The organism is Paenibacillus sp. M-152 (assembly GCF_003856555.1).
In the GTDB taxonomy this organism is placed as follows: domain Bacteria; phylum Bacillota; class Bacilli; order Paenibacillales; family Paenibacillaceae; genus Paenibacillus; species Paenibacillus polymyxa_C.
The window spans coordinates 4,288,114-4,313,468 of sequence record NZ_CP034141.1; the positions used below are offsets into that span (position 1 = coordinate 4,288,114).

Genomic DNA, 25,355 nt, shown 5'->3' on the forward strand with positions numbered 1-25,355 from the left:
AGGAGATTCAGGAATGAACATCGTAGCAAAAGACCGTTTTACCTATCAGCATCTACATGTTACCTGGCCCTATGGCAAGCTGCGTCTTCGTAATGTCCATATGAGTCACGAGCTCGGAGAACATGCCAGACTGAAGATCACGGGCGTCTTGGAAGGCAATCAAGCAGACACGATCATTACTAAAGCAAGTAGCGACGACGAAGTTGAGCTATGGTATTCCGATGCCAAAGATCAGAAGCATCCATTATTCATAGGACAACTATACTGCGTAGATGTGGAGCACACGCACCAGGAAATCGTGGTAACTCTCGACGTCATTTCTCACAGCTTCAAATTGGATACGCAGTTCAAAAATCGTTCCTTTCAACATATCAATCAAAAATTTGTGGAGATTGTAGATGCAGTGCTGGCCGATTATAAAGGCTCGGATAAGATCGATGAAGCTTTTGAGAAAAAAGCGACAGGCCAGTTTATTATGCAGTATCAGGAGACGGATTGGACTTTTTTAAAACGGCTGGCTTCACATGTGGGAGCCCTGCTCGTCCCCAATATCGTTTCACACCATGCGCAAATTTGGATCGGAATCCCGCAAGCCAGGCAGCATATTCATTTGAAAGAGGTTCCTTTTTCGTTACAACGCAAGATCGCTCCTTATCTGGATCAGGAGGCGAACGGCTGGAGATCTGCCAATATCGGAGATTACACCCGTTATACCTTTGAGTGGGATCAAATGCTGCAATTAGGAGATGAAGTTGAACGCAATCACGAAACTTACGTCATCACCAAACGTGAGGGTCAATTGATTCGTGGCTTGATGACTTGGTCATATGAATGCGCCCTGTCGGCGAGCTTGAAGGTCCCTAAAATCTATAATCGAACGATCATTGGCGCGGCTATCGAAGGAAAAATACTGGAGGTCAGTCGGAATCAGGTTCGATTGCATCTGGATATAGACGGTCATCAAAATCCAAGGGATGCCCAGTGGTTCCCCTATTCTGCAGAAGGGAATCAGGTGTGGTATCTGATGCCGGAAAAGGGTGCACAGGTGAAGCTGTATTTTCCAAGTGCAGACGAAGACGATGCGATGGTCATACAATCGGTCCGAACGAAACCATCTAGTGTTGCTGTCCCTTCATCTCACGCAGCTCAAGGTACCGTGATCGAATCACCAGCAGAACGCCACCAGCGTAAAACTTCTGATCCCGGAATCAAATCCTTTGCAAATCCTCAAGGAAAAGAAATTTCCTTAGGGAACTCCGAGCTGGCGATGAGTGCACAGGAAGGATCACTATACATCTCCATGAATACCCATAACGGTGTCAGCCTGAACAGCACCCAACGTGTACAAATTCAAGCCGCAGGTAGTCTTAGTCTTTCGGCAGGTAGCATTCTTCTGCAAGGAACGAATGGCTTACACTTGAGCACAACAACGGATACGCTTGATTTGGAGCAGGAAGTTAACAGCGTGAGTTCGGAAATCCAGCTTAAAGCTTCCCTCCATCAATACTACCCAAATCCGATCTTGTCTGACTTTGAGAAGCAAGTCGCTGAAAAGGGTATCCAAGGCGTAATGGGGGCACGTGCTAAAGAAAACGTTGGTGCCACCCTCAAGGGAGAATGGGATGCGGGTTTGGAGTTTATAGGCGGTGTATGGGACTCGGTTGTCGATATAGTGGATATGGGGACCATGGTAATGACCCCTCTTGTTATGCCGGGAAATTACACTGGTAAAGGTTTTCTGGAGCGCAATGAGACGCTCGAGGGAATTAAAAGCGGTGCGAAGTTTGGCTGGGACTATATTGCCGATTCTTTCCAAGGGAAGAAAACAAAGAAAGATGTGGTTCACGACCTTGAAACCGTGTGGGATGGCATAAAAAGCATACCCGATCCGATTGAGCGAAAATTGAATAATTTCTTCCCTAATCCATTGACCGATACCAAACAGGAAAGTTACGATGCAGGATACGACAGCATCAAGGCCGTTGAACGTGTTGCAGACATTTATGCGTTTGTTAAAGGTGGCACAAAGTTAGTTAGAAAGCTGGGAAAGTTGGGGAAAGAAGAAGCCTCCTTATCTAAGGGACTCAAGGAAACTGAAGAAAAGAAAGCCGGTAAAGGTGGCGCGCCGGGTTTATTCGGAGATTCAGCAAAGGCCGACTCTGCTCTGGCGAAAATTGGAGATGGAAAATTCAAAACAAATGCCATCCGTTTTCCAACCAATTTTGAATCCTTGGGTAGTTACTTGCAAAGTGTATCTAGAAAGATGAATATTCGTTTAACTAAAAGGTCACCCATCTTCGCAACTGCTGGTGGTCATTATCGGTTTCATGATCCTGGTCCTGACATCCCACATTCTAAAGGTTCCGGTGCAAAGATTTCGCCTGAGAGACAAAAGCAGATTGATGCGTTAGAATCAGGAGAGTACACGGGTAAGAGCACTAAGGGAACGGGTAATGTTCCTGAATCAATACCTACCCTTAAAAAGATTGATTGGAATGAATACAAGCGTGTAGATGATTATAAACCCACATTTATGGATGAATTTCAAGAAAAAGAATATAAAGCTGCATCAAAGGATTATGATGATATTAGAAGTGTTGGTATGACTGATATTGAACAGGTTGCAAAAAATACTGGTATGACAATAGCAGAAATTAGGGCTATGAAACAACACATGTTTTTTGATACACATAAAATTCCTTTAGATAATCAAAGTTATCGAGTTGGCCACTTTACTCCTGATTTAGAGGTTGGGTTTATATGGAAAGAAGCACAAAAAGGTGAGCTAGATCCAAAACAAAAAAAGTGGTTTCAAGAGTTAGCTAAACATGAATTGACTGAAAGTGAAAAAATGAAACAAGGCTACCCATATAAAAATCCTGGTTCGTATCAAAAAGATAGTGATGATTTTGGTTCAGATCCTCCTGGTGCACATGATGTAGCTTCTGATCAACCTTCATTTGAACTCCCTGGAGGATATGAATATTATGCGAAAAAAGTTCTTGGGCAATAAAAATAGAGAAGATGGAGCGAAATAATTGATGGAAAATTTTAATCAGGCAATTAAGCGTATTTCTACAATAGATTGGAGTTGTATTGGAAACAAACAAGCAAGATCACATGTTCATTTGAGTAAAGAATACTTAAGAAGAGCATCAATATTTTTTCAATATTATCCTGGGCCTTGTAGGTATCCTTTTATTATAATTTCAAATTCGATAACTAAGTCACAAGTGAGTGTTAATGAATTACAAATACTAAAGGAAATTGACAATAGTTATGTTAGAGAAATTGTTACCAGTTATATAGAGTTAAACGCACTCATTGATGAAGGAAATCAAATTGCTATTGATAATAAAGATTTGTTTGAGCCAGCAATAAAGCTATATGAAAGAGGTGGCCTTTTCTTTATAAGGGGAGGTTATTTGAATGTAGTTGGTGCTACTGATTTTCTTTCGCTTGCAAATCGAGTTAAAAGGGAACCACTTGATATAAGTGATGAAATCTTGGATGCACTTGACAATGAACGTATAGAGTAACCATTTTTACATTTTTTCGGTTAGGTGAACTACCCAGTGCTGAGTAAGTCATCTGCTCTACCAAAGACTTATATAGCTCATGTAATACCCGTATAAAGACTTTTCTTGTTTACTTAAACACACATTGATGATTAAAAGCATAACCTTAAAAAGTCTAAAGTCTACAATAAACAGGTCGATTATGGTCAGAAGTCACCATTATTGACCTGTGTTTTATGCTTTCACTTATTTCTCATTTCCTAAAATTACATTAATATAATCTAAAGTTCCCAAATGAAATTAACTATATAAAATTCATTTTATGGAAAATTAGGGGAATAACTTAGAAGAGGGCTTGCACAAACTGGCTCTGGGCACTATCAAGATGTTACCCGATGCGGAATTTTGGGCAAATTAGAAAGTCTCACTAAACAGAAGATTAAAAAAAATTTAATGATGACGATCTAAATTTACATTTAAAAAGGCCAATTTCCTCTTAGAAAAATTAGATGAATAAAGATTAATATGGTCGAGTATAAATTCTTGCGAGATAAGGTGATATTGCTATGAGTTTACCAAAAATTATTTTAGGAATACCTGGTTATTGGGAAACAAGAGATGAATTTATAGAGGCAATGGCTCGAAAGGGAAACGGTTTTATATATGCAGGTAGCCATATCGGAAACCTTAATAATCCAAAAGATTTCTTTGACGTAGAAATGAGTGAATATAATCCTTATGTTGCAGAAGCTTTCGAGGTAGCTGGAAATGGCTCATTTAAAAGGGAACATATTGATCAATTAAATGAACATAAAAGTATCATCTATCTTTTGGGTGAGGGCGGTTCTATAGAAAAAGTTTTGGATATTATGGAGGTTGCTAGTGCTGTATTGCATGCAGGAGGAATGGCTGTAAATGTTGAATCTTCTGGAAGAGCAAGTACAAAAGAGGAATGGTTAGGACTAACAAGTAGTAGAGACATTGCTCAAGTTTTTACTGCGTTTATTCAAATGTCCCGCGAAGAAAACACATTTTACACTACTGGTATGCACAGCTTTGGTTATCCTGATGTACAAACAACTTCTGAAGACATAACTGGCTCGGAAGTGTCCACATTATTCAGGATATTTTGCTTATATAACCTTGTAGAAGCTCCAAAGATCACTAACGGAGAAACATTTAGTACAGATCCAAGCTCTCCAATCTATCTATTAAAGCATAAAGAATGTACAATGTTTGAGGAAGAAGATCCATTCTATAATCCATTCGGAGTATGGAATTTAATTCGAAATCACCGCCCTATCAATTAAATTTTTTCATTTGATACCCAGTTATACTTAATAAATTCTTAAAGGCTTATTCCACTTACTATTATGAGGAGGAAAAAGCCTTTATTTTGTTCAAGATCAGCAACTAATAACTAGCCCTCCAGCCGCCTAAACTAAACTCGCATAAAAATGCCCCCTAGCATTCATCGGACAAACCAAGAGGTTTGATCCAATGTCTACACTAGGGGGTGCTCTTCTAATCAAGAAAATTTGCTTTACCCTTTAACTGACCCGGCTGCGATCCCTTCCACAATCCGGTCACTCATGATGAGGAACACGAGCAAAATGGGCAAAATGCTGATCATCAGCGTGGCTCCGATTGCTCCCCAGTCGGTCGTATATTGTCCGATAAAGTTCTGAACGCCGACGGTCAGTGTTTTATTTTCGTCAGAGCTAATGAACGTATTGACGAAAATAAACTCGTTCCAGTTGTAGATCATATTAATAATAGACGTCGTTGCCATGACGGGGGTGGTCATGGGCAGCACAATCCGGAAGAACATCCGGTTGACGGAGCAGCCGTCCATAACGGCCGCTTCTTCCACTTCACGGGGCAGGGCGTAATAAAATCCCAGCAAGATCATCATCGTTGTTGGCAGATTAAAAGCGACATACGACAGGATGATGGATACTGAAGTATCTGTTAGATGCAGTTTGAGAAACATACTGAATAGCGGGATCAAGGTGGAATGGACCGGAATCATGAGTCCGACCATAAAGAGCCCGAGAACCAGCTGACTCCCTTTCCACCGCATACGTGTAATGGCAAACGTAACAAAGCTGGCAAGCAGCACGGTCAGCGCCACAGATATGACCGTAATCCACACACTATTGAAGAAATACCGTCCGATATTGCCGCTGGTCCACACATTCATATAGTTTTCCCAATGCGGCTGGGACGGGAGTGCAAACGGTGGAAGGTTAAACACTTCCTGATTATTTTTAAGCGAAAAAAGCATCAGCCACACCAGCGGTAAAAGCTGCGTCACCGCTAAGATGATCAAAAGTATATACAAAGCGGCATAACCGACCCGAGTTAACATTTTGCCGCGAGTAGCGACTCCAAGCGGATAGTTGGCGGCTGCCTGGGTTTTCATATCCTTTCCTCCCTCTTCCTGTCCTTTGTTACCCATGATCTAATTGCATGAATGTTCTATGAATACTGGATGGTGTCACTAGTAGCGGTCACCTTGCGAATCACCCACGTAGCAACCAGACAGATGAGCAGCAGGGCAAAGGCTGTAGCGCTGCCATATCCGAAATCGAAGCTGCGGAACGCCTGGTGGTACATGTACGAAGCCATCACTTCACTGGCCCCGTTCGGCCCACCGTCCGTCATAACGTAGATCAGGTCAAAATATTTGAGCGAGCCGACAATCGACAATATGATCGTCACGTTAATCACCTCGCGCAGCAGAGGCAATTTGATACGCGTCGCAATCTGCCAGGCACTGGCTCCGTCGATGCGGGCAGCCTCCATCAGCGTTTCGGGAATGTTTTTCAGCCCAGCATAATAAATCAGGATATAAAAGCCTGCATATTGCCAAATAATCGGGATGAACAAGGCGAGCAGCACCAGCGACGGATTAGCTAACCACTCGGGCGGGTTGTGAACTCCGACCGATGCCAGCAAAGAATTCAGCACTCCGTTGGTCGGGTGATACATTTTGAGCCACAATTGAGCGATCGCTACAGAAGACAGCAGCATGGGAATTAAATAAATTTTCCGCAGCAGATTCGCTCCCTTGATTTTTCCTGACAGAATCATCGCAACGACCAGATAACCGATCAGACTGATGCCTGAAAACAAGGCCAGCAGCAGCGAATGCCAAGCACTTTGCCAGAATGCCGCGTCTGTGAACAAATGTTGATAGTTATCCAGCCCTACGAAAGTCATAGGGCCGATTCCATTCCACTGATTCAGGCCGTAATAGCCGGTCAGTACGATGGGCACATAAATCACGGCAAATAACAGCAGCAGGGAAGGCAACACATAGAGAGCAATGACGAGCTTATTGGACATGACCTTTTCCACGGTCAGACCTCCTTAGGTGGTCAATTTCAATTTCCTTTCTCGATGGCAGCCTTATGCTGGTCGGCAAATTGTTGCGGTGTCACCGCTTTACCAAACAACGCCTGAATCATATTCAAATGTACCTGCGCTGCATTCGGCTTCATTTGTACATCAGCGAACAATGTAATGTTGCTGGCTTGGTTCAGTCCATTCAGCAGGTCGACATACAGCTTGGGCAATTTTTCTTTAGAGGTGTCCACCTTCGTCGCCGGAATAACGCCCGCCTGTGTGACCGATTGCTCTCCCCATTTTTCTACGAAGTATTCCACGAACGCTTTGGCTTCTTCTTTTACTTTGGAATTTTCCGAAACAAACAAGCCGACTCCCGGACCTCCTACCCAACTGTTCTCGTTGCCCTTGCCGCCTGCAACCATCGGGAATTTAAAGAAGCCGACTTGATCTTTAAACGCTTGCGGGATTTCGGGATTAGTCGTAAAATTCGGCAACTCCCAAGTAGCCATCAAATACATCGCCGCTTTGTCGTTCATAAACTCGGATTTTCCTTCATCATTGGACAAGCCGTTAAATCCTTTGTTAAAGGCGTTCATATTCACCAGAGTCTGAATTTCGGAGGCCGCCTGAATTAAACCAGGGTCATCGAATGATCCTGAGCCGTCAATTGCTTTTTTCAGCGTTTCGCTACCTGCTATACGGTCTGCCAGATACATGTACCAAAGCGAACCCGTCCAGCGGTCTTTATTGCCCAATGCAATCGGTGCAACTCCATGATCTACAAGTGTTTTCACCACCTGCTTAAATTCATCAAATGTCGCAGGTACCTTCAAGTTGTATTTTTGGAATATGGCTTTATTGTAATAAATGGGTGTTATGTTCAATTCGATCGGAAGCGCATACGTTTTACCATCCAGCGCATAGGCATCGGTCGTTCCCGGTACGAATTTGTCCTTCAGCTTGGAACCTTGCAGCAGGTCATCCATCGGCGTAAATAATCCACCTTTAACGTAAGGCTCCATGAAACCGGCGGCCCAAGTGATGCCGATATCTGGCAATTCATTGGAAGCTGACAGCACTTTGAGTTTGTTTTTGTATTGTTCATTTTCCAGCACTTCCTGCTGAATGACGACATTCGGATGATCCTTTTGGTATTGATCTATAATCTGAGTTACAAGCTTGCTTTGCTGTGCCGAGCTTCCCTCTGGCCATAAGTGCATCATTTTGAGAGTAACCTTGCCCCCAGCTCCACTGGAACCGCCTTGCCCATCCTTACCAACACCACAACCGGACAGCACTAGCATGAATGACAGCAGCAGGGTCAACCCAGCAACCCATTTTCGATGTGAGCGCTTACGAACTGAATACTCGTTGGACATCGTTAGACCTCCGTTATTGTAATTATATTTTTTGTAACCGTTATCATTTGTAAGTTTAGCACTCTATTTCTGCTTCCAACAGGGTACGCTCATTGGGTATAATTCCACTTTTATTGGGTTGTGAGCAGCCTATATGTCAGTCGATATTCTCTGGTCCTTTACGCATCTGCTGTCTATAGCGGCTGGGACTTACCCCCTCGGTCGCTTTGAATACTTTAATAAAATATTTATCTGTCCGGTAGCCTGAGCGCTCACCGATTTGGGCAATCGTCAACTGGGTATGCAGCAGCAGCTCCTTAGCCCGTTGTATCCGTATCCTGTGCAGATATTCGCTGAAGGACAAACCACTTTGCTCCTTAAATAAAACACTAAAATAGCTCGCATTCAGGTGTGAATGCGCTGCAGTCTGCGCCATCGTAATGGGTCCGTGAAGATGCTCTGCCATAAAGGTGAAGGCTCGCCGTACCGGATCGCTAAGCGTAGTCGCTTGGAGGTCAAGCTCTAGCAGAACAGGGTCAGCCAGCTTGTCCAGCTTCTTATACCGCTGCCGTTCCTCTTCAAGTTGAAGTGCTTCATTTACCGCATTCAGCAGCTCCTGCTTATCAATCGGCTTGAGCAAATAATTAACGGCTCCGAGACGAAGCGCCTGCTGGACATAATCAAACTCCGCATATCCCGAGATCACAATGATCGCCGGACGATATGACTCCCGTTCCAGAGAGCGGATTAAATCCAGCCCGCTGAATTCCGGCAAACGGACATCTGTAATCAGCAGATGAACCCTCTCCGCTTGCAGCATATGTAATGCCTCCAGGCCATTCCCCGATGTCATAATTCGGTATTTCCCGGAGGCCCACTGCTCCAGTGTCTGATGTATCCCCTGACGTGTTCTTTGTTCATCGTCCACAATAACAATGGTCTTGGATGAAAAACTCATTCCTACCGCCCCCCGTATTCATCAGGAATTTCAAAAGCGACCACCGTTCCTTCCTGCACAGCACTGTAGATCAGCACGCCGTCCGTTGGATAAGATGCACTGTCATAATAGAGAGCAAGCCTGCGCTGCACATTAACCAGTCCCATACCAGTTCCCTTGCTCTGACAGGCAGATCCCTCGATCAACGCTGTACGCACAGCTGCAAGTTCCTCCTGTGTCATTCCAGGTCCGTTATCTACAACCTCGATCCTAGTCCAACCCAACCTCGCCGAAGGAGTGATTCGAATTTCAACACGGCCATTGCCGATACGATTTTCGACACCGTGTAAGATTGCATTTTCTAGAATGGGCTGGATCAGCAGCTTAGGAAGCGGAATGCTTGCTGCCTCTGGTGGCATATGAATTTGCCAGCTCAGACGTTCGCCCAGACGCATCTCCATCAATTCCAGATAACGACGGACTTGTGCTATTTCTTCCCCAAGTGTCACCCAAGAGTCATGGTGAGCCGGTTCGATCACATAACGAAACAGCCGCGACATGGACACCATCAGCCCGGCAAGCTCCTCCTCTCCTTTTTCTTGCAGCGACCAATTGAATGCATCTAGCGTATTAAAAAGAAAATGCGGGTTGATCTGCGCTTGCAGTGCTTTAAGCTCGGTCTGGCTTTGTAAAGCCTCCTTCTCGCAAATGACACGGATCAATTCATTGATATCGACAATCATCGTGTTGTACTCTGCATTTAATTCCCGTAATTCAACCGCTGCTGCAGGTTCAGGATTCAAGGCCAACGCTCCTTCCCGTGAACGGCGCATCGCCTGAATCAAGTGACCTATCGGTCTGGTAATCAACGTTGACAGCATAAAGGACATGAACAGGAATAACACGGCACCTAGAGACGCCGAAATAATAAGTGTCGTCCGTAAAACCGTAATTCCGTCTGTGACGACGCTAACTGGAATCAGGATCAGCAGCGACCAGCCAGTCCGTTCCGATTGCTGAACTGCCTTCACATACTCGCGCTCTCCAATATGAACCGTCTGTGTCTTGCTGTGCAATACATCTAACAAATTAATCTGACTCATAGGCTCACCCGACAGCAGCTGCCCTCGGCGATCTACAAGCAGCATAGTTTCATTTGCTTCTTCATGGGTCGCTGACGTACCATTTAGCCCAAAATAACTTCGTTCCATGCGGGTAATCAGATATCCTCCGCGTGAAAACCAGCGATCCACCAGGCTCACCTGCCGAATCGCCAGCAGCGACTGGGGATTTTCAGGATCTATGCCGATCCAGACCAGCCTGCCTTTCATCTCATTGGCTTCCCGAATGTCCGCCTGTCCGATACGATCCTCCAGACTGCCTTCTCTAATCGGAAACAACATCTTCCCTTCAGCGGTATACAGCTCCAGCGAGCCAACGCTCGGCATATAAGCCTGATAGCTATGCATCACTTGCAGTAGCGATTGACGCTGTCCGAAAGTCACCTTGCCCCCATTACGCTCCTCCAGCAAAATATGCTGAACAGATGGATGATTCGCCACTTGTTCCGTCAGGCTGTCCATCTGGCCGATTAATGCATCCAGTCTGCCGCTTGCTTGTACTGCGGTTTGACCAATATGCCGTTCGGCACTGTCTTTCAACAGGTGAGAGACATTGAGATAAATAAACGCTCCCGCCACACTCATCATAATGAGCATTACCAATATAAAGCCGATAAAGATTTGATTACGCAACGTGTTTAATGGTTGAAACCTTGAACGCATAAGCCTTCTCCCCCTGAATCATCGCAGAAAAGCCGATAATGATAACGCTTTCTATTTTCTATTCTAGCGCATCGTTCCCCTTTGTTGGCATCTTTTTAGCAGAGATTAATTAAAACGGCCAGCCCTCTTTGAAATCATTGCGTTTGATCATAACACGTAATAACGATATATATTAAAAAAGCCTTAACAAAGATAACACCTTATCCTTGTTAAGACTTCATCTGCATTACCAATAGCAATCCCTCAAAGTTACATTCAATGGCAGGGTTCAGACATTATCTTGTGGATAACGAAGCCCATTTTTGCTCCAGCCACTGATCGAATTCAGTACCCTTGTTGCCTTCATAGATATCATAAATATCGACTCTCATCTTACGCAGCTTCTCGCGAAAATCATTATAGGTATGGTCGGCTGGCAGGCTTTTTTTAATGCGCACCAGAATCTTCGTCAACCCCTTAACAAGCTCACCCTCTTTGCGCACAGGCGGCTGTACGTTTTCGCCCCATTCCTGTAGCTTGTGGTAAGCAGCTTCCTGAACGGCATATACCATATCATTATTCATTCGGTGCGTCAGCAAGTCAATCGTCTGCTGGTTCTTCCATGCACCCAATTCATTCACCGCTGCTAGACGCGCTTTCCAATCGGAGGTTCGGTTTGCAGCCACCTTAAGCTGCTCATATACTTCTGCAAATTCCTGCTGAGTTTCGTTGTTTTCCAAAATAATCTCATCCTTTTCTAAAAATCACTACACTGCTGTTCATCACGATTGCCGTTTGTTAAATATAACATACTTGCAGGTCTTCTACTAAAAAAGATCATTATGAAGTGTATTGGAGCTGCAGCCAATAATACGAACAAAAAAGAACCCAGGGCTCCGCCTCAGGCTCACTGGTGCAGATTAACAACTGAAAACCTGCGTTGGTACAGTTTTTTTATATTCGGCATGCTCGATAATAGCCATATTTAGTAAGAAAATTTATAGAAAATCGGCACGTGCTGGTGTAAATGCATCTAGCAAAATTCCGTCATCCTCCAGCGGGATACAGCCATGAAGAGTGTCGGATGGAAAATGGATGCTGTCTCCTTCTTTAACAGTCTGCACTTCCTTGGTTTGCCCATTATCGATCATGAACTTAAAGCTTCCCTTCAAAACATAAGTGACTTGTTCATGGACATGCTTATGCAACAGGATCTCCCCAGTTTGGGCTTTAGCAAACATCACTTTGACATACATAAGCTGGTCACTGTGGGCCAGCACTTTCCGGGTTGTATTACTGTCTACTGTATCCATTTGAATATCTTGGTCATTAAAAAACATGAATCATTCCTCCTCATTTAGAACCCAATTTATTTAGATGAGTTATTTTTAAAAATTCATAAATCGGTTTAGTTTAAAACCAGCGGAAAATAAGCCAAAGTAATCCGGAAAGGGTTGTAAAGTCGGGATCGGCGAATGTCACTCCGTCGGCACCCAAAAAAGAAAAGAGCGGCAAGGTGAGAGCCGGCAGCAGACAGAGCAAGAATCCATTAAGACAACTGGAAATGACTGCCCCTCTAAAACCACCGCTGGAATTGCCAAATATCGCGGCTGCACCGCCAGCGAGAAAACAGGCCATGATCCCCGGTACAATAACAGGCAGTCCGATAAGCGGGAAAACAAAAACGCAGGCCACACCTGTGAAAAAGCTGACCAAGAAGCCTACCAACGCGGAATTGGGTGATTTGTCGAACAGTACCAGAACATCCACCCCAGGAACTGCTCCAGGTGCGAACACTTGGGAGAACCCCTTGAAAGCGGGTACAATTTCAGTCGTGAACAGCTTAACACCTGCTTTTGCGATATACAAGCCAGCAGCAAAAGTGGCTGATTGTTCGAGGATAAAGACGAGGTATTCTTTGCCGTTAGATAATTTGCTGACATATTCAGAACCAGCAACCAGTCCAGATACCAACAAAAGCACCAGCATCGTCAAGGTTGTTGCCACATTGGGATCACGCAAAAAACTGATGCGGTCATTTATTTTTACATTTTCGGTGTCATGTTCACGATTGCCTAAAACTTTTCCTAAATAGGTACCGAGAATGTAAGAAGTCATGGAAGCATGAGCAATTGTATATTCATCCGATTTGATAATATTTTTGCTGGCATTTCGGAGCAGGTAAGGAAACACTGCCATATAGCTCCCAATGACCAAGGAACCAACGATGATTGTAGTTAGCGAACTGAGACCCAGACCTTTCATAACGGCTGTAGCGGCAAAGCTCATGAACAAAATCAAGTGGAGAGACAAATAAATGTACTTGAACTTGGTCAGGCGCGCAAGCACGATGTTAAGGATCATGGAAAAAAGTAGAATGAGCGCAGCATCCGCCCCGATCTGATCAATGGTCAGGGCCATGATAGCTTCATTGCTTGGTACGACACCTTTAAGGTTGAACGCAAAAGAAAATATTTGGCTGAAGTTGGTGAGCACGCCTCCTAAAATTCCGCCGCCGACCTTAATCATGGTAAAGCCCATGAAAGAAAGGGTGGTTCCGGTTATGATCTCGGATACTTTCTTCCTCTGAAATATGAGACCGAGTAATGTCACAATCGCAATAATGATGGATGGCTCCCTGATAATGCTCATAAACATTTCCATAGTGATCCCGACCTTCTTTTCTTTATTTTTCATTCTTACTAAATCGATTTAGTAATGCTTGAAAAAAATTTCCCTTCCGGGAATGTAAAAAGAAGTAGAACTGCTTTTTTGTGAATTATATCACAAATTTAATCATAAATTTCCGTTTAAGGTTCACTCCTCCCCTCTATTAAGTTGCAGTCATCACTACACTCAGCACTACCAGAAAGGGTATTCATGACTCGAATCATAAGATCATTATAGCTCTTTATTTTCTTTTTACAATAGAATTCATAAAAACATTTTCAAAAAAGAAAAAAATACTTATTCCAATTATTCAATTTAACTTTTGGACAGATTCTCTGTGGTTAATGACCGGATTCAATCGGATGATGTCTGACAGCTGCTCATGCCCCTGCTCTTTTTGATCAATTTTATCGAGCAGTAGCCTCGCACTTCTTTTCCCCATTTCAAAACTCGGCTGGGAAACGGTAGTGATCGGCGGATTATAAAAAGATGCAAAGGATACATCATCTATCCCAATCAAGGAAAAATCATTAGGTATGGTCAGATGATTATTTTTGGCATAGATCAGCACCTGCTCCAAAATCATGTCATTCGTAGCAATGATTGCGGTGGGCGGGTTCTCCATGTGAAATAGTTGTCTAATAAGATCAGACATTTCATCCAGCCTGCCGCTTTTGATATAGTTTTCATGCACGGATATGTCATGTTTGCCGAGCGTATTTCTATAGCCGGACAGCCGCTCACTTCGTGTGGTAATTGCTTTTTTGCCTAGAGGAAACGTGATGATGCCGATGTTTTTGTGACCATGCTCAATCAGTGCTTCAACCGCAAGCTCACTAGCTTTTTCATTATTTAACAGCACCGTGTCTACGTTGATTTCATCGATTTTTCGGTCGACAAACACGAACGGATAGCCACTTTTAACAAGGGAAACATATAATTTTTTGTTCTCTTCTGTCGGAAAAATAATAAGTCCATCCACTTGCCGAGCAATCATCGACTGGACGTACTTTTTCTCTTTGAGCGAATCATCATCAGTATTGCAGACAATGACCTGGACATTTTCCAGTTGGCATTCATCTTCAATTGCGCGCACGATTTCTGTTGTAAATCTCGACAAAATAGTTGAAGAAATAACCCCCACAATAAAGGTCTTCTTTTGCTTGAGACTGCGCGCCACCTCATTGGGAATATAACTGAGCTCCTCAATCGCTTGCTCAATCTTCTTCTTGGTGCTTTCACTCATATAGTTGTATCTTTTATTCAGAAACTGCGAAACTGTGCTCTTCGACACCCCTGCACGTTCTGCGACTTCTTTCATCGTGGTTACCATGATTCCCCCCCTTTCTATATTGCGTATTAGGCATGTGTTCATTTTCAACAATGTATGTACTCTACAACCTGTATGTAATGTGAATTTCCTTTATTATATACCTTCTTTTACAGGAGGAAAATATAATAAATGTGAGTTGGAACGTGCCTCACCCCATAATCCAGCCCCACAAATGCTATACCCCCTAACCTAAATATCCCTTGTCCCAAAACTAATAATTTTGAACGAAATCTTAAAAATATACAAATTTTATGAACTTGTTTGATGGAAGATTTGAACATAAAATGAAAATGTAATCGGTTACAATATCATTTATATAAAAGGAGGAAGCAAGAATCATGAAGAAAAAAGGGTTGAAAAAAACATTTTTCGTCATTGCCTCCCTCGTCATGGGCTTCACACTGTATGGGTACACTCCACCTTCGGCAGATGCAGCCAGCGTAAAAGGATATTATCATACCCAAGGAAACAAGATTGTAGATGAATCCGGGAAAGAGGCCGCATTTAACGGTCTGAACTGGTTTGGTCTGGAAACCCCTAATTACACTTTGCATGGACTATGGAGTCGCTCAATGGACGACATGCTGGATCAGGTGAAGAAGGAAGGTTATAATCTCATCCGTCTGCCTTACAGCAATCAGTTATTGGATTCCAGCTCTCGTCCGGACAGTATTGATTACTACAAAAATCCTGATCTGGTCGGATTGACTCCGATTCAAATTATGGACAAGCTGATCGAAAAAGCTGGACAACGCGGTATTCAGATTATCCTTGACCGTCACCGCCCAGGCTCAGGTGGACAATCCGAGCTATGGTATACCTCTCAGTACCCTGAGTCCCGCTGGATCAGCGACTGGAAGATGTTAGCTGAACGTTATAAAAACAATCCTACCGTCATTGGTGCAGATTTACACAACGAACCGCACGGTCAGGCAAGCTGGGGAACAGGCGATGTTTCCACAGACTGGCGTCTCGCGGCGCAGCGTGCAGGGAATGCCATTCTGTCTGTGAATCCGAATTGGCTGATTCTGGTAGAAGGTGTGGACCATAATGTACAAGGCAACAACAGCCAATATTGGTGGGGCGGCAACCTGACAGGTGTAGCCAACTATCCTGTCGTTCTAGACGTACCGAACCGTGTCGTCTATTCACCACATGACTACGGTCCTGGTGTGTCTTCGCAGCCATGGTTCAACGATTCAACCTTCCCGTCCAACCTGCCAGCAATCTGGGATCAAACCTGGGGCTACATCAGTAAGCAAAACATAGCTCCGGTGCTGGTCGGTGAATTCGGCGGTCGCAATGTTGATTCGTCTTCCGCTGAGGGTAAATGGCAAAATGCACTCGTAGACTATATTGGTGCCAACAACCTGTACTTTACGTATTGGTCCCTGAATCCGAATAGCGGTGACACAGGCGGTCTGCTGCTGGATGACTGGGTTACCTGGAATCGTCCGAAGAAGGACATGCTGAGCCGGATTATGAAACCTGTAAATTTCATAGCAGAGCAAGTGAAAGCAAGCGCCGAATAGGCACAGAACTTCAATCCGTTTATTAAAAAAGCCGATTTTTCCTCCTTCAGTCCAGCTTGTGCTGGGACTACGAAAAGGTGGAGAAACGGCTTTTTCCATTTTCCAGTTTTACACATTGTAAATCCCCTAATGAATGGGTCATATTGTAAACTAAATCTCTCTTTTAACCGATAAATACATATGTTGGATGTGAAAATCATTTCGACGAGAGACTCACCATGAACGTAAACATAATTAGGAAGGAAGTTTTCATGTGATTATTTGGAAGGGCTTTGGTATTTTAAATATCATTATTCCAGGAATTTTATTCGTTATTGTCGGCAGTTTAGTATCCGCTCTTGGGCTTGACTCCATAGATTCCCGGCTGCCGATGGCTTTTGTGTTCATTGTGTCGGGAGTTATTATCTGGTATTTGGGTAAAGCACTTAACGCCGACTCGGACAAGGTGCTCGTTGATATGGAAACAGGACAACGCTATCGAATGGGAACCCAGCACAGTCTGTTTTTTATCCCTATGCATTATTGGGGCCCTGCCGGTCTAGCGATCGGATTTATTTTAATCGTTGCATCGATATTTATATAACGTTGATTGTAAAACATGAGCTATTCCAAACACCACAATGCGAGCTAGTTGCTCCACTGTGGTGTTTTCCCTTATGTAGAGCGATTATGATCAGATACTCCCCTGGTTTATTTGTGATAAAGCTTTTCTCACAAGCTGGTCAGCTTGTCGAGTGGTCTCAGGTAAGCGATATTGTGGACAAAGCTTTAATATCCAGTTGCAGGCCGTTTCTAATGAAATACGATGCCCTACAGATACAAACAGAGATTTAATGTTGTCCTGGGTTCTTAACGCTCCGCCGATAACCTCCTCATGATCCATTAATAACGAACATGCCCCTCGTTCTCGAGATGGCTCTTCGAATTCACCCCATAGCCTCGTTTTACCACATCCAATTGTAGGAATATCAAATATAACACCTAAATGACTGGCTAATCCGAATCGTCTAGGATGGGCAATTCCTTGTCCATCACAGACCACCAGCTGGGGAGAGGTCTTGATTTGCTTCAATGCTTTTACTATAGGCGGTAGCTCCCTGAATGAAAACAATCCGGGGATGTAGGGAAAATGGACAGCATCTTCAACCACTATGGATTCCACTACTTGTAATGAGCTAGCATCTAAAATCACGATGGCCGCAACTAAGAGATCACTTTGTTCACTGTATGCCACGTCTACCCCAGCAACATATTGAATTTCAGGGAATCGATCTTCTTTTGTAACTTTTAAAGATAACTCCTGCTGTAATTTCACCGCTTCTTTTTCATTTAGATCCCATTCATGATTTATGATTGGTTCCATTTTTCTGTGCCTCATTTCTATCCTCTTAGAATGTAGTTTTCCGAATGTCCTCTATATGTTAATGGATCAGCGTGTTTGCTATTGAGATGGCGAAAACCTAGCTCATGCTTCGTCCTAGCTGCTCAACCTTGCTCAGCCATTCGTTACGCTGTTGCTCTGTCCTCTTATTCATGAGATCAATGGTTGTAGAACGTACTGGTTTGACTCCACATAAATGTAACGTGGAATCCTTCATCATCCGGTGCCCAGGCTGTCCTTGGAAAAATCGGTAATACCAGTGCGGACCATCCATCGTGCTGATAAGGCGGGCTGTTCTTCCCTTTAAAAGCTTGTCAGGCAAGGGTTTTCCTTTTTGATATTTAAACGCGAATCCCGGCATAAAGGTACGGTCAATAAATCCCTTCATTAACGCAGGCAAGCTGCCCCACCAGATCGGAAAGACAAAAACGAGATGTTCTGCCCATTTAATCCATTCCTGTGCTTGAATCAAATCAGGTTCAAGCGGCAATTTATTCCGATATCCACCTGATAGATTTGGATTAAACTCCAACGCGGACAGCTGCAATAAGCGAACCTCAGCCCCTGCGCCTTCGGCTCCTTTTACATAGGCTTGAGCCAGCGCTTCTCCATAACTGTCAGCGACCGGATTCCCCTGAATCACCAATATTTTTTTAGACATATAAGCCACTTCCTACCTTCATATTATGATTTTAGTTAGAAAACACTAACTTTATATTTAAAAAGAAAAGGTCACTACTGACCTTTACTTAATAAAGCAGTTAAACGTTGTTTGATCTCTACGGCAAATGGAACCAGCTGCTGTGGAAGTTCACCTTCCAGGCTAGACACGGACAAGCGTGTAATGGCTCCAATGATGAGCACACCGGATAGCTGAACATCCTGCTTCGGCAGTTCACCTTGTTGAATCCCTTGTTCGATGAATTCAGTCAACGCCTCCAGCGGCTGACGCACATTCTGGTTCTGGCTTGCTTCAACATACAGCTCATGATGCTGTGATAGTAGAAGCAATCCATATTGGTCCTCATCATGCATATTCAGCACTTCATCCACCAGTTGGTGGAAACGACTGAGAAAGCTCCCATTCTGCTTGCGATAAAAGTCAATTAAGGTGGTATAGCTATTGCAATACTGCCCGAATACCTCCAAGGCCATCGCGTCTTTACTCTTAAAATGCTTATAAATCGCAGCATCTGTCACACCGGCAGCCTCTGCAATTTCTTTGACCGAAATCCCATCAATTCCTTTGGTTGCAAATAAGCACATCGCTGCCTGCAGAATATCCTTCTTTTTACTGTCTACATGTGTTTTCTTATTCATAGGATTATAGTAAGTGATTGCTAACCAAATTGCAAATCATATTTATACAGTTTCAACCTGTCTGTATGCTTGAATTTAAAATCCATCGTAATAAACCTAAAATACCATGTTTTTATAAGTGAATCGCTTCATTTTATTCCTATAAAATACATATGTAACCGAATAAAAGCGGGCGTTCTGAACCGTAAATAAAGAGGACGGAAAAGCAACCGATTGGCATACGCTGCATTACGGCACTCGGCGCTAAGACAAGTCGGGCTAATCATGCTTGAAGTGTATGCAGTCACCCAGCAGGGAAAAGATTCGGGCAGCCTTGGCATATGGAGCGACGAGCACATTTCCCCGCTGCAAAAAGTGGTGCAGGCCATCCATGACCAAGGCTCTAAAGCCGGTCTCCAGCTTTGGCATGTCGGACGCTCCTGACTATCAGGTGCCTTACTCGGAAGCTATTCGTCAGGCTGCTGATATAGCTACCGCGGCCGTAGGATTGATTACTCACGGTATTCAAGCCGAGGAAATTTTGCGTAATGGTCGGGCGGATCTGGTTGAAGTAGGTCGGGAACGGCTGTCCATTCTGGCCCAGACAGGGCAGCCGAGCAACTCGGTGCTCGTATTGAAGGACCTGCACCCTATAACCATTTTTGGTTTTAAAATAATGTCCATCACATGAAGCGTTCATCGCGAGCAATGTCATGCACTGTATCGCACACTAAATTGAACAATTTCCACAATAATAGGTGTGCCGGAGGAAATAGTCTCCCCTTCGCTGAGGTGAATCGTCAGCGATGAAGGTGTCAAGCTGAACAACGTTCTTTCTTGTAACATCCCGTTAATATACAGATTGGCATAACTATTGCTTCCGACATGAAACCTCTGAAAAGCCCCCTGCACACCATCTACAGAAAATTGATCCGCCATAATCGTAACTGAAGATTCAATCGGATCAGGAGTAAAATAAAAATACCGCTCAGCCCTAGGGACAATTTCAACATTGGAGATGTCAGGAGCCGGACCTGTTGGACCAGTTATACCTTGGGCTCCAGTAGGACCGGTTACGCCTTGTGCCCCGGTAGAACCGGGTATGCCTTGGGCTCCGGTAGGGCCAGGTATGCCCTGTGCTCCGGTAGGACCAGGTGCACCTGTTGCGCCTGCACTACCGGGAGCCCCAGCTGGACCTGGCACTCCCGTTGCTCCCTGTGTTCCTGCTGGACCCTGTATTCCAGGTATTCCTGGTGTTCCCGCAATTCCCGGTACTCCTGGCGCTCCTGTCACCCCGGCTTCGCCTGGCAGACCTTGCTTTCCTGTATGCTCTATCCTCTTCCGTTTGGCAGGAGTATTTCTGAAGCGTCGTTGTATAATAATTAGTTTTGGATGCTTTTGAGCATGGAGCCCCGTTTTTGTTTTACCTTTGAATGAATACCGGGGCTTGCACTTTTTTCGTTTGTTGATCTTGCAATGTACCGGTCTCTTTCCTTGCCTCCTTAGTGATGCATCGCGTCTTTTCATAACAGCCGTACACACCTCCTCCTCTCATGCTTATGTATTGTATGCACATCTCCCATTAGGGTCTTAGGCATTTGTAGCATGCAGATTCCAAGTATTCGCTTTCATTTTTTGCGCAGTAAAATAGGGCTTTCTCCATTTACCCTATTATTAATAGGAAGGTTCATATGCCGTTTCCGAATAGGTTGAAAAATCATTTATTGATTAAGAGCCAGCAGTGGCTCATACCAGTAAAGAAAGGAGATGAAAACGATGCCCATCATAAAACCTGTATACACAGCAGTAGCTACTGCTCCAGTAGCTACTGGTGGTGCCATAAGCACGACTGTAACCCCAGCCGTGACTCGTTTTTTTGCAACCATTACAGCCGGGATGATCGGAGCAACAACAACAACTATTCCTGCTGCCAGCTTCGTAGATGACGCCGATGCTCCAGTCGTTGCTTTGCCAACATTAACGGCTACTGACTCTGCTAATTATTATATTAATGGAGTTATTCAGCAGAGCTCCTTATTCACCCTAACCACGGCAAGTCTGGTCATTGCCTCCGTAGATATTACACCAGGTGTCCCCGCTGTCATAGAAATATCTGATTTTAGCGGCACAACCTCTACTATCACAACTCAGCCTACCATCTCTGCCCCTACCGTAACGATTATCACATAAGACGTTTCAATGATTTTGAACCAAGCCGGACTGAATGGTCATTCACGCTGTACACTACCCCGTATATGCTAGAAAAAGACCGATTCAGATGTCCAGATCTGAATCGGTCTTTTAAGCTCAAGATTAAGGTAAAATAGCAAAGGAACGCACCGGAAATCCGGGGGAATCTTGAATGCTCGGTACAATATTATATATGACTGCACCCGTCGGGGGCAGCTTGTCCAAATTCGTCAGCACCTCAACTTGATATCGATCCTGCTCCAATATGTAATATTCTCCTACCAGCTTACCCTCTTTTCGATAAGCTACAGAGGAGTCAGTATCCAGTGTTTCATGTCCAATAGCAGCAACATTTCGTTCCTCTACCAAAAAGCGCAGCGCATCCAGCGACCAACCCGGGCAATGTGCATCTCCAGCGTTGTCCTTGTTCGAGAAGGCATCAGGATCAGGCCAACGCTTGCTCCAATCACTACGAAAGGCGACAAAGGACTGATCGGCAATGCGTCCGTGCTCTTGTTCAAAATCCAGAATATCCGCAACCGTAAGCTCATAGTCGGAATTGGCTGCAACGGCTGCTGAACGGTCAATGACAACCAGCGGCAAAACCAGTTCCTTCAACGAAAGTTCATGTAAATAACGTTTACCCTTCACAAAATGAACGGGGGCGTCGATATGAGTTCCATATTGCCCTGGAAAGCAGTATTGTTTTACAAAAAAGCCATCGTCGTGGGTAAACAGGGTATCCACCTGAACATTATCGAAAACCGGAAAATGGGGAATTTCGGGATAAAAGGCATGGGACAAGTCCACCCACTCTTTTTGCTTCAACAACTTCAGGATATCTGCTAAATGCTCTGCCATGATGCCCATTCCTCCTCAGCTTTATTACAAGCATTGTACCTGAGGATGCTGCAAAAATCCATAAATCCCCTGTCGTTCCCCTACGCATTTTGGTTTTGAAATCGTTAACATTATGAGAAAAACCATTCAATTTTCCTTTGCTTTAATATGAAGATGAACAGACTGATTTTGAAAGAAATTCACCAGGAAAATTCCATATAATCATATATACATTTTCTGTTCGGTATGATTGTTAACGTTTTCATTCTGGCATATGCGTTTTGATTGGAAAAAGAAGGGCTCTATTGAATTATATAAAAAATTCGACAAAAATTTTAGTATGTAACTTTTATTATATTAACAAATACTGGAACACAAAGTATGATAGAACATGTAGAAACTACAGGAGCACCCGGGACTCCCTTCGTTCGTCTACTCCATTTATCCAATATACGGAGGTATTTTATGAAAAAGAGATTTTCACTCGGAATCGCAGCCGTGTTACTGTTCGCTACTCTGGCTCCTATGGGTGCACCTGCTCATGCAGCCAGCGATATTGGCAAGGAGACACTCGGCAGCAAAAACGGCTGGGCCGCCTTTTCTACTGGCACAACAGGTGGAGCTACTGCTACTTCCTCCAATACTTTCACCGTAACGAACCGTAAACAACTTGTCGATGCGTTAGGCAAGAGCAGCAACACTACACCTAAAATCATTTATGTCAAAGGTACAATCAATGCTAACGTCGATGACAATAATAAACCATTAGGATTGAACGATTACAAGGACTCTAAGTATGATTTCAATGCGTATCTCAAGGCGTATGATCCGTCTACATGGGGGAAAAAGGTTCCTTCTGGTACATTGGAAGATGCACGTAAGGCATCACAGAAGAATCAAGCCAGTCGTATCGTTATTGAAATTCCATCCAATACAACGATTGTCGGTCTGGGCAACAATGCCGTCATTAATGGCGCAAACTTCCAATTAAAAAAGGGTACAGACAACGTCATTATCCGTAATATTGAGTTTCAGGATGCCTACGATTATTTCCCACAATGGGACCCAACTGATGGCAGTACAGGCAATTGGAATTCAGAATATGACAGCATTACAATTAACGGAGCCACGCATGTATGGGTGGATCACAATACGTTCAATGACGGGGCTCACCCCGATAGCGGAAACGGCACCTTCTACGGTCAAGAATACCAACATCATGATGGACTGCTCGATGTGATTAACCAAGGTGATCTGGTTACCATTTCATACAATCACTTTTACGATCATGACAAAACATCCATTATCGGCAACAGCGACAGCAAAACAGCGGATGAAGGGGCTTTACGTGTAACCCTGCATCACAATTATTATGAGAATACAGTACAACGCACACCGCGCGTACGTTATGGACAAGTCCATCTATATAACAATTACTATACAGGTGATGTAAAACGCTCTGAATACCCTACACTGTATATATGGGGCGCGGGCAAAGCCTCTAAAATCTTTGCTGAAAACAATGTCATTGACGTTGCGGGACTGTCCGCAGCCAAAATTGTGACTGTTTTTGGTGGAACTGCCCTGTCAGACACTGGCACACTTCTGAATGGACAGGCCGTAAACGCAGGCTCCAGCGCGGGGCTTAGCTCCTCTGTAGGCTGGAAGCCATCCTTGAACGATAAAATTTCCCCATCCGCCAGCGTGAAGACAGAAGTCACTTCCCAAGCCGGTTCCGGCAAGTTGTAAGCGCTGCCGTATAATACAAATCACCACAGACTCATACAACCTGTGGTGTTACACCAAAAAGGCTGTTCCTCCGTAATATTAATTCACACGGAGAAACAGCCTTTTTTTATTTATTATTTGATTATTTACAAATGATATCGTGCTTTAACTGCCGTATTGTTCAACTAAAACTGGCTTTTCAAATGCGTTATCCAGCTTGCGAAGTTTAGCCTTCACCGCTTCTGGTGGCTCAACCGCAGGTGCATCTGGATGAAGCAGCCATGATTTCACAAAGTGTGTATCAGACAATTGATAGAGCGGAGGCTCTTTCTCAAAGTCAATTTTCATGGCATAAGAACTACGGGCTGCAAACGCATCCCCTACAGGTGGGTGAAGCAGATCCGGTGGTGTTCCCGGGATCGCAGCCAGCTTCTGACCATGGCTGTCCAAACTAGGCATGGAAGCGAGGAGTCCCCATGTATATGGATGTTTTGGGTTATAGAAAATTTCATTAACCGTACCTGTTTCCACGATTTGCCCTGCATACATAACAGCAACGCGATCCGCCATCTTCGCCACAACACCGAGATCATGAGTAATAAAGATGATAGAAGTATCAATTTTTTTCTGAAGATCCTTCATCAGTTCCAAGATTTGAGCTTGAATGGTTACATCCAACGCAGTCGTCGGCTCATCGGCAATCAGAAGTTTCGGATTAGCAGCCAATGCCATTGCAATGACGACACGTTGACGCATACCGCCACTAAATTCATGCGGATATTGGTTAAAACGCTGTTCAGGATGTGGAATACCTACCAGATTCAGCAACTCAATACCCCGCTTGCGAGCAGCGTCCTTGGATATCTTTTCATGCTTGAAAAGCACTTCCGTGATCTGCTTACCGACTTTCATCGTCGGGTTAAGTGAAGTCATAGGGTCCTGAGAAATCAGACCAATTTCCTTACCACGAATTTTTTGCATCTGCTTTTCCGTTTTATTAATCAGCTCTTGTCCGTCAAACATAATTTGACCCTTTTGATAAACGCCCGGAGGAGTCGGGATCAGCTTCATAACAGCTTGTGAGGTTACGCTTTTGCCTGAGCCGGATTCACCGACAATCGCCAGCGTCTCTCCTTTATTGACATGAAAGTTTACGCCACGAATGGCCTGCACTAGTCCCTGACGGGTCTTGAAAGATATCGTTAAGTCCTTCACTTCCAAAAGGCGGTTCATCTCATCACTCTTTCATTTATTATTCATCACTATTATTGACCACTATCTAAAAAAACGACGTTCATGAGTCAAGGTATATACGAATAATTTTACTCATTTTAGTACCTGCCAGTCAAGCAATATCTAAAATATCACCAAAAACCTATCATGCAATGTCATATTAATGGCACATTTTAGCGAAAAATTGATCATTTTTAACCATTTTTGCCTCATTTATAA

At 44.0% G+C, this 25,355-nt stretch carries 23 protein-coding genes and 1 pseudogene; 9 read left to right on the forward strand and 15 right to left on the reverse strand.

Annotated elements, in window-relative coordinates:
- Window positions 1-13: 13 nt before the first annotated feature.
- From EGM68_RS18695 to EGM68_RS18705, 3 genes are all read left to right on the forward strand, one after another.
- A complete protein-coding gene (locus EGM68_RS18695; RefSeq protein ID WP_240664077.1) occupies window positions 14-3,013 on the forward strand; it encodes a contractile injection system protein, VgrG/Pvc8 family in 3,000 nt (999 codons plus the stop codon).
- A 28-nt stretch (window positions 3,014-3,041) separates the two neighbouring features.
- Window positions 3,042-3,539: a hypothetical protein gene (locus EGM68_RS18700; protein ID WP_129549793.1), complete on the forward strand. Its 498-nt coding sequence runs from the start codon at window positions 3,042-3,044 to the stop codon at window positions 3,537-3,539.
- A gap of 545 nt (window positions 3,540-4,084) precedes the next feature.
- Window positions 4,085-4,828 carry a DUF4261 domain-containing protein gene (locus EGM68_RS18705; protein WP_129549794.1) on the forward strand — a complete coding sequence of 248 codons (744 nt, stop codon included), beginning with the start codon at window positions 4,085-4,087 and terminating at the stop codon, window positions 4,826-4,828.
- 233 nt (window positions 4,829-5,061) lie between these two features.
- Here EGM68_RS18705 and EGM68_RS18710 read toward each other — a convergent pair whose 3' ends face one another.
- The 9 genes from EGM68_RS18710 to EGM68_RS18750 form a co-directional block, all read right to left on the reverse strand.
- On the reverse strand, window positions 5,062-5,943 hold the full coding sequence (locus EGM68_RS18710) for a carbohydrate ABC transporter permease (RefSeq protein WP_043886031.1): 882 nt from the start codon (window positions 5,941-5,943) through the stop codon (window positions 5,062-5,064).
- A gap of 56 nt (window positions 5,944-5,999) precedes the next feature.
- A complete protein-coding gene (locus EGM68_RS18715) occupies window positions 6,000-6,881 on the reverse strand; it encodes a carbohydrate ABC transporter permease (protein ID WP_013372488.1) in 882 nt (293 codons plus the stop codon).
- Between the two features lie 26 nt (window positions 6,882-6,907).
- A complete protein-coding gene (locus EGM68_RS18720) occupies window positions 6,908-8,251 on the reverse strand; it encodes an extracellular solute-binding protein (protein WP_129549795.1) in 1,344 nt (447 codons plus the stop codon).
- 136 nt (window positions 8,252-8,387) lie between these two features.
- The gene (locus EGM68_RS18725) at window positions 8,388-9,188 is read right to left on the reverse strand and encodes a response regulator transcription factor (protein ID WP_129549796.1); all 801 of its coding nucleotides are present in this window, start codon (window positions 9,186-9,188) and stop codon (window positions 8,388-8,390) included.
- A gap of 2 nt (window positions 9,189-9,190) precedes the next feature.
- Window positions 9,191-10,951 (reverse strand): cache domain-containing sensor histidine kinase, encoded by a 1,761-nt coding sequence (locus tag EGM68_RS18730; RefSeq protein WP_129549797.1) that lies wholly within the window; start codon window positions 10,949-10,951, stop codon window positions 9,191-9,193.
- Window positions 10,952-11,226: 275 nt separating this feature from the next.
- Window positions 11,227-11,670 (reverse strand): HEAT repeat domain-containing protein, encoded by a 444-nt coding sequence (locus EGM68_RS18735; RefSeq protein ID WP_129549798.1) that lies wholly within the window; start codon window positions 11,668-11,670, stop codon window positions 11,227-11,229.
- A 258-nt stretch (window positions 11,671-11,928) separates the two neighbouring features.
- On the reverse strand, window positions 11,929-12,270 hold the full coding sequence (locus EGM68_RS18740) for a cupin domain-containing protein (RefSeq protein ID WP_129549799.1): 342 nt from the start codon (window positions 12,268-12,270) through the stop codon (window positions 11,929-11,931).
- Window positions 12,271-12,343: 73 nt separating this feature from the next.
- Window positions 12,344-13,594 carry a PTS ascorbate transporter subunit IIC gene (locus tag EGM68_RS18745; RefSeq protein WP_013372494.1) on the reverse strand — a complete coding sequence of 417 codons (1,251 nt, stop codon included), beginning with the start codon at window positions 13,592-13,594 and terminating at the stop codon, window positions 12,344-12,346.
- 316 nt (window positions 13,595-13,910) lie between these two features.
- Entirely contained in the window at window positions 13,911-14,933 is a 1,023-nt protein-coding gene (locus EGM68_RS18750) for a substrate-binding domain-containing protein (protein ID WP_090738559.1), read from the reverse strand.
- A gap of 338 nt (window positions 14,934-15,271) precedes the next feature.
- On the opposite strand from EGM68_RS18750, the gene EGM68_RS18755 reads away from it, so the two are divergent.
- Window positions 15,272-16,465: a glycoside hydrolase family 5 protein gene (locus EGM68_RS18755; RefSeq protein ID WP_129549800.1), complete on the forward strand. Its 1,194-nt coding sequence runs from the start codon at window positions 15,272-15,274 to the stop codon at window positions 16,463-16,465.
- Between the two features lie 253 nt (window positions 16,466-16,718).
- Window positions 16,719-17,048, forward strand: coding sequence for a hypothetical protein (locus EGM68_RS18760; RefSeq protein ID WP_013372497.1), 330 nt, complete (start codon window positions 16,719-16,721; stop codon window positions 17,046-17,048).
- Between the two features lie 90 nt (window positions 17,049-17,138).
- Here the strand turns inward: EGM68_RS18760 and nfi are convergent, their stop codons facing one another.
- The 3 genes from nfi to EGM68_RS18775 all read right to left on the reverse strand — a co-directional run bounded on the left by nfi (window position 17,139) and on the right by EGM68_RS18775 (window position 19,166).
- Window positions 17,139-17,843, reverse strand: coding sequence for a deoxyribonuclease V (gene nfi / locus EGM68_RS18765; RefSeq protein WP_129549801.1), 705 nt, complete (start codon window positions 17,841-17,843; stop codon window positions 17,139-17,141).
- Between the two features lie 82 nt (window positions 17,844-17,925).
- Window positions 17,926-18,507, reverse strand: coding sequence for an NAD(P)H-dependent oxidoreductase (locus EGM68_RS18770; RefSeq protein WP_025676090.1), 582 nt, complete (start codon window positions 18,505-18,507; stop codon window positions 17,926-17,928).
- 74 nt (window positions 18,508-18,581) lie between these two features.
- Complete coding sequence (locus EGM68_RS18775; protein WP_025676091.1) at window positions 18,582-19,166, reverse strand: TetR/AcrR family transcriptional regulator; 585 nt, start codon at window positions 19,164-19,166, stop codon at window positions 18,582-18,584.
- Between the two features lie 264 nt (window positions 19,167-19,430).
- On the opposite strand from EGM68_RS18775, the gene EGM68_RS26220 reads away from it, so the two are divergent.
- Together EGM68_RS26220 and EGM68_RS18780 are read left to right on the forward strand one after the other, a co-directional pair.
- On the forward strand, window positions 19,431-19,589 hold the full coding sequence (locus EGM68_RS26220) for an oxidoreductase (RefSeq protein ID WP_481855684.1): 159 nt from the start codon (window positions 19,431-19,433) through the stop codon (window positions 19,587-19,589).
- Window positions 19,585-19,817 (forward strand): annotated as a pseudogene (locus tag EGM68_RS18780) (oxidoreductase); the annotation flags it as partial. The gene EGM68_RS26220 and the pseudogene EGM68_RS18780, both read left to right, overlap by 5 nt.
- Before the next feature lie 39 nt (window positions 19,818-19,856).
- Here EGM68_RS18780 and EGM68_RS18785 read toward each other — a convergent pair.
- Complete coding sequence (locus EGM68_RS18785) at window positions 19,857-20,480, reverse strand: DUF4183 domain-containing protein (RefSeq protein ID WP_129550348.1); 624 nt, start codon at window positions 20,478-20,480, stop codon at window positions 19,857-19,859.
- A 441-nt stretch (window positions 20,481-20,921) separates the two neighbouring features.
- Here EGM68_RS18785 and EGM68_RS18790 point away from each other — a divergent pair, with 441 nt between their 5' ends.
- Window positions 20,922-21,335 (forward strand): DUF4183 domain-containing protein, encoded by a 414-nt coding sequence (locus EGM68_RS18790; RefSeq protein WP_013372504.1) that lies wholly within the window; start codon window positions 20,922-20,924, stop codon window positions 21,333-21,335.
- Between the two features lie 123 nt (window positions 21,336-21,458).
- On the opposite strand, the gene EGM68_RS18795 is transcribed toward EGM68_RS18790, so the two are convergent.
- The gene (locus EGM68_RS18795) at window positions 21,459-22,196 is read right to left on the reverse strand and encodes a cyclase family protein (RefSeq protein ID WP_129549802.1); all 738 of its coding nucleotides are present in this window, start codon (window positions 22,194-22,196) and stop codon (window positions 21,459-21,461) included.
- A 444-nt stretch (window positions 22,197-22,640) separates the two neighbouring features.
- Between EGM68_RS18795 and EGM68_RS18800 the strand changes: the two genes are divergently transcribed.
- Entirely contained in the window at window positions 22,641-23,924 is a 1,284-nt protein-coding gene (locus EGM68_RS18800) for a pectate lyase family protein (protein WP_040103127.1), read from the forward strand.
- Between the two features lie 144 nt (window positions 23,925-24,068).
- Here the strand turns inward: EGM68_RS18800 and EGM68_RS18805 are convergent, their stop codons facing one another.
- The gene (locus EGM68_RS18805; protein WP_013372507.1) at window positions 24,069-25,136 is read right to left on the reverse strand and encodes an ABC transporter ATP-binding protein; all 1,068 of its coding nucleotides are present in this window, start codon (window positions 25,134-25,136) and stop codon (window positions 24,069-24,071) included.
- Between the last annotated feature and the right edge of the window lie 219 nt (window positions 25,137-25,355).

Excerpts from the sequence above, each read along its gene's own strand:
- EGM68_RS18790 (WP_013372504.1), top strand. The coding sequence starts at position 20,922 with ATGCCCATCATAAAACCTGTATACACAGCAGTAGCTACTGCTCCAGTA.
- EGM68_RS18710 (WP_043886031.1), bottom strand. The coding sequence starts at position 5,943 with ATGAAAACCCAGGCAGCCGCCAACTATCCGCTTGGAGTCGCTACTCGC.
- nfi (WP_129549801.1), bottom strand. The coding sequence starts at position 17,843 with ATGAGGCACAGAAAAATGGAACCAATCATAAATCATGAATGGGATCTA.
- EGM68_RS18795 (WP_129549802.1), bottom strand. The coding sequence starts at position 22,196 with ATGGCAGAGCATTTAGCAGATATCCTGAAGTTGTTGAAGCAAAAAGAG.
- EGM68_RS18800 (WP_040103127.1), top strand. The coding sequence starts at position 22,641 with ATGAAAAAGAGATTTTCACTCGGAATCGCAGCCGTGTTACTGTTCGCT.
- EGM68_RS18740 (WP_129549799.1), bottom strand. The coding sequence starts at position 12,270 with ATGTTTTTTAATGACCAAGATATTCAAATGGATACAGTAGACAGTAAT.
- EGM68_RS18695 (WP_240664077.1), top strand. The coding sequence starts at position 14 with ATGAACATCGTAGCAAAAGACCGTTTTACCTATCAGCATCTACATGTT.
- EGM68_RS18770 (WP_025676090.1), bottom strand. The coding sequence starts at position 18,507 with ATGTCTAAAAAAATATTGGTGATTCAGGGGAATCCGGTCGCTGACAGT.
- EGM68_RS18700 (WP_129549793.1), top strand. The coding sequence starts at position 3,042 with ATGGAAAATTTTAATCAGGCAATTAAGCGTATTTCTACAATAGATTGG.
- EGM68_RS18705 (WP_129549794.1), top strand. The coding sequence starts at position 4,085 with ATGAGTTTACCAAAAATTATTTTAGGAATACCTGGTTATTGGGAAACA.
- EGM68_RS26220 (WP_481855684.1), top strand. The coding sequence starts at position 19,431 with ATGCTTGAAGTGTATGCAGTCACCCAGCAGGGAAAAGATTCGGGCAGC.
- EGM68_RS18755 (WP_129549800.1), top strand. The coding sequence starts at position 15,272 with ATGAAGAAAAAAGGGTTGAAAAAAACATTTTTCGTCATTGCCTCCCTC.
- EGM68_RS18725 (WP_129549796.1), bottom strand. The coding sequence starts at position 9,188 with ATGAGTTTTTCATCCAAGACCATTGTTATTGTGGACGATGAACAAAGA.
- EGM68_RS18805 (WP_013372507.1), bottom strand. The coding sequence starts at position 25,136 with ATGAACCGCCTTTTGGAAGTGAAGGACTTAACGATATCTTTCAAGACC.
- EGM68_RS18730 (WP_129549797.1), bottom strand. The coding sequence starts at position 10,951 with ATGCGTTCAAGGTTTCAACCATTAAACACGTTGCGTAATCAAATCTTT.
- EGM68_RS18750 (WP_090738559.1), bottom strand. The coding sequence starts at position 14,933 with ATGGTAACCACGATGAAAGAAGTCGCAGAACGTGCAGGGGTGTCGAAG.
- EGM68_RS18745 (WP_013372494.1), bottom strand. The coding sequence starts at position 13,594 with ATGGAAATGTTTATGAGCATTATCAGGGAGCCATCCATCATTATTGCG.
- EGM68_RS18775 (WP_025676091.1), bottom strand. The coding sequence starts at position 19,166 with ATGAATAAGAAAACACATGTAGACAGTAAAAAGAAGGATATTCTGCAG.
- EGM68_RS18720 (WP_129549795.1), bottom strand. The coding sequence starts at position 8,251 with ATGTCCAACGAGTATTCAGTTCGTAAGCGCTCACATCGAAAATGGGTT.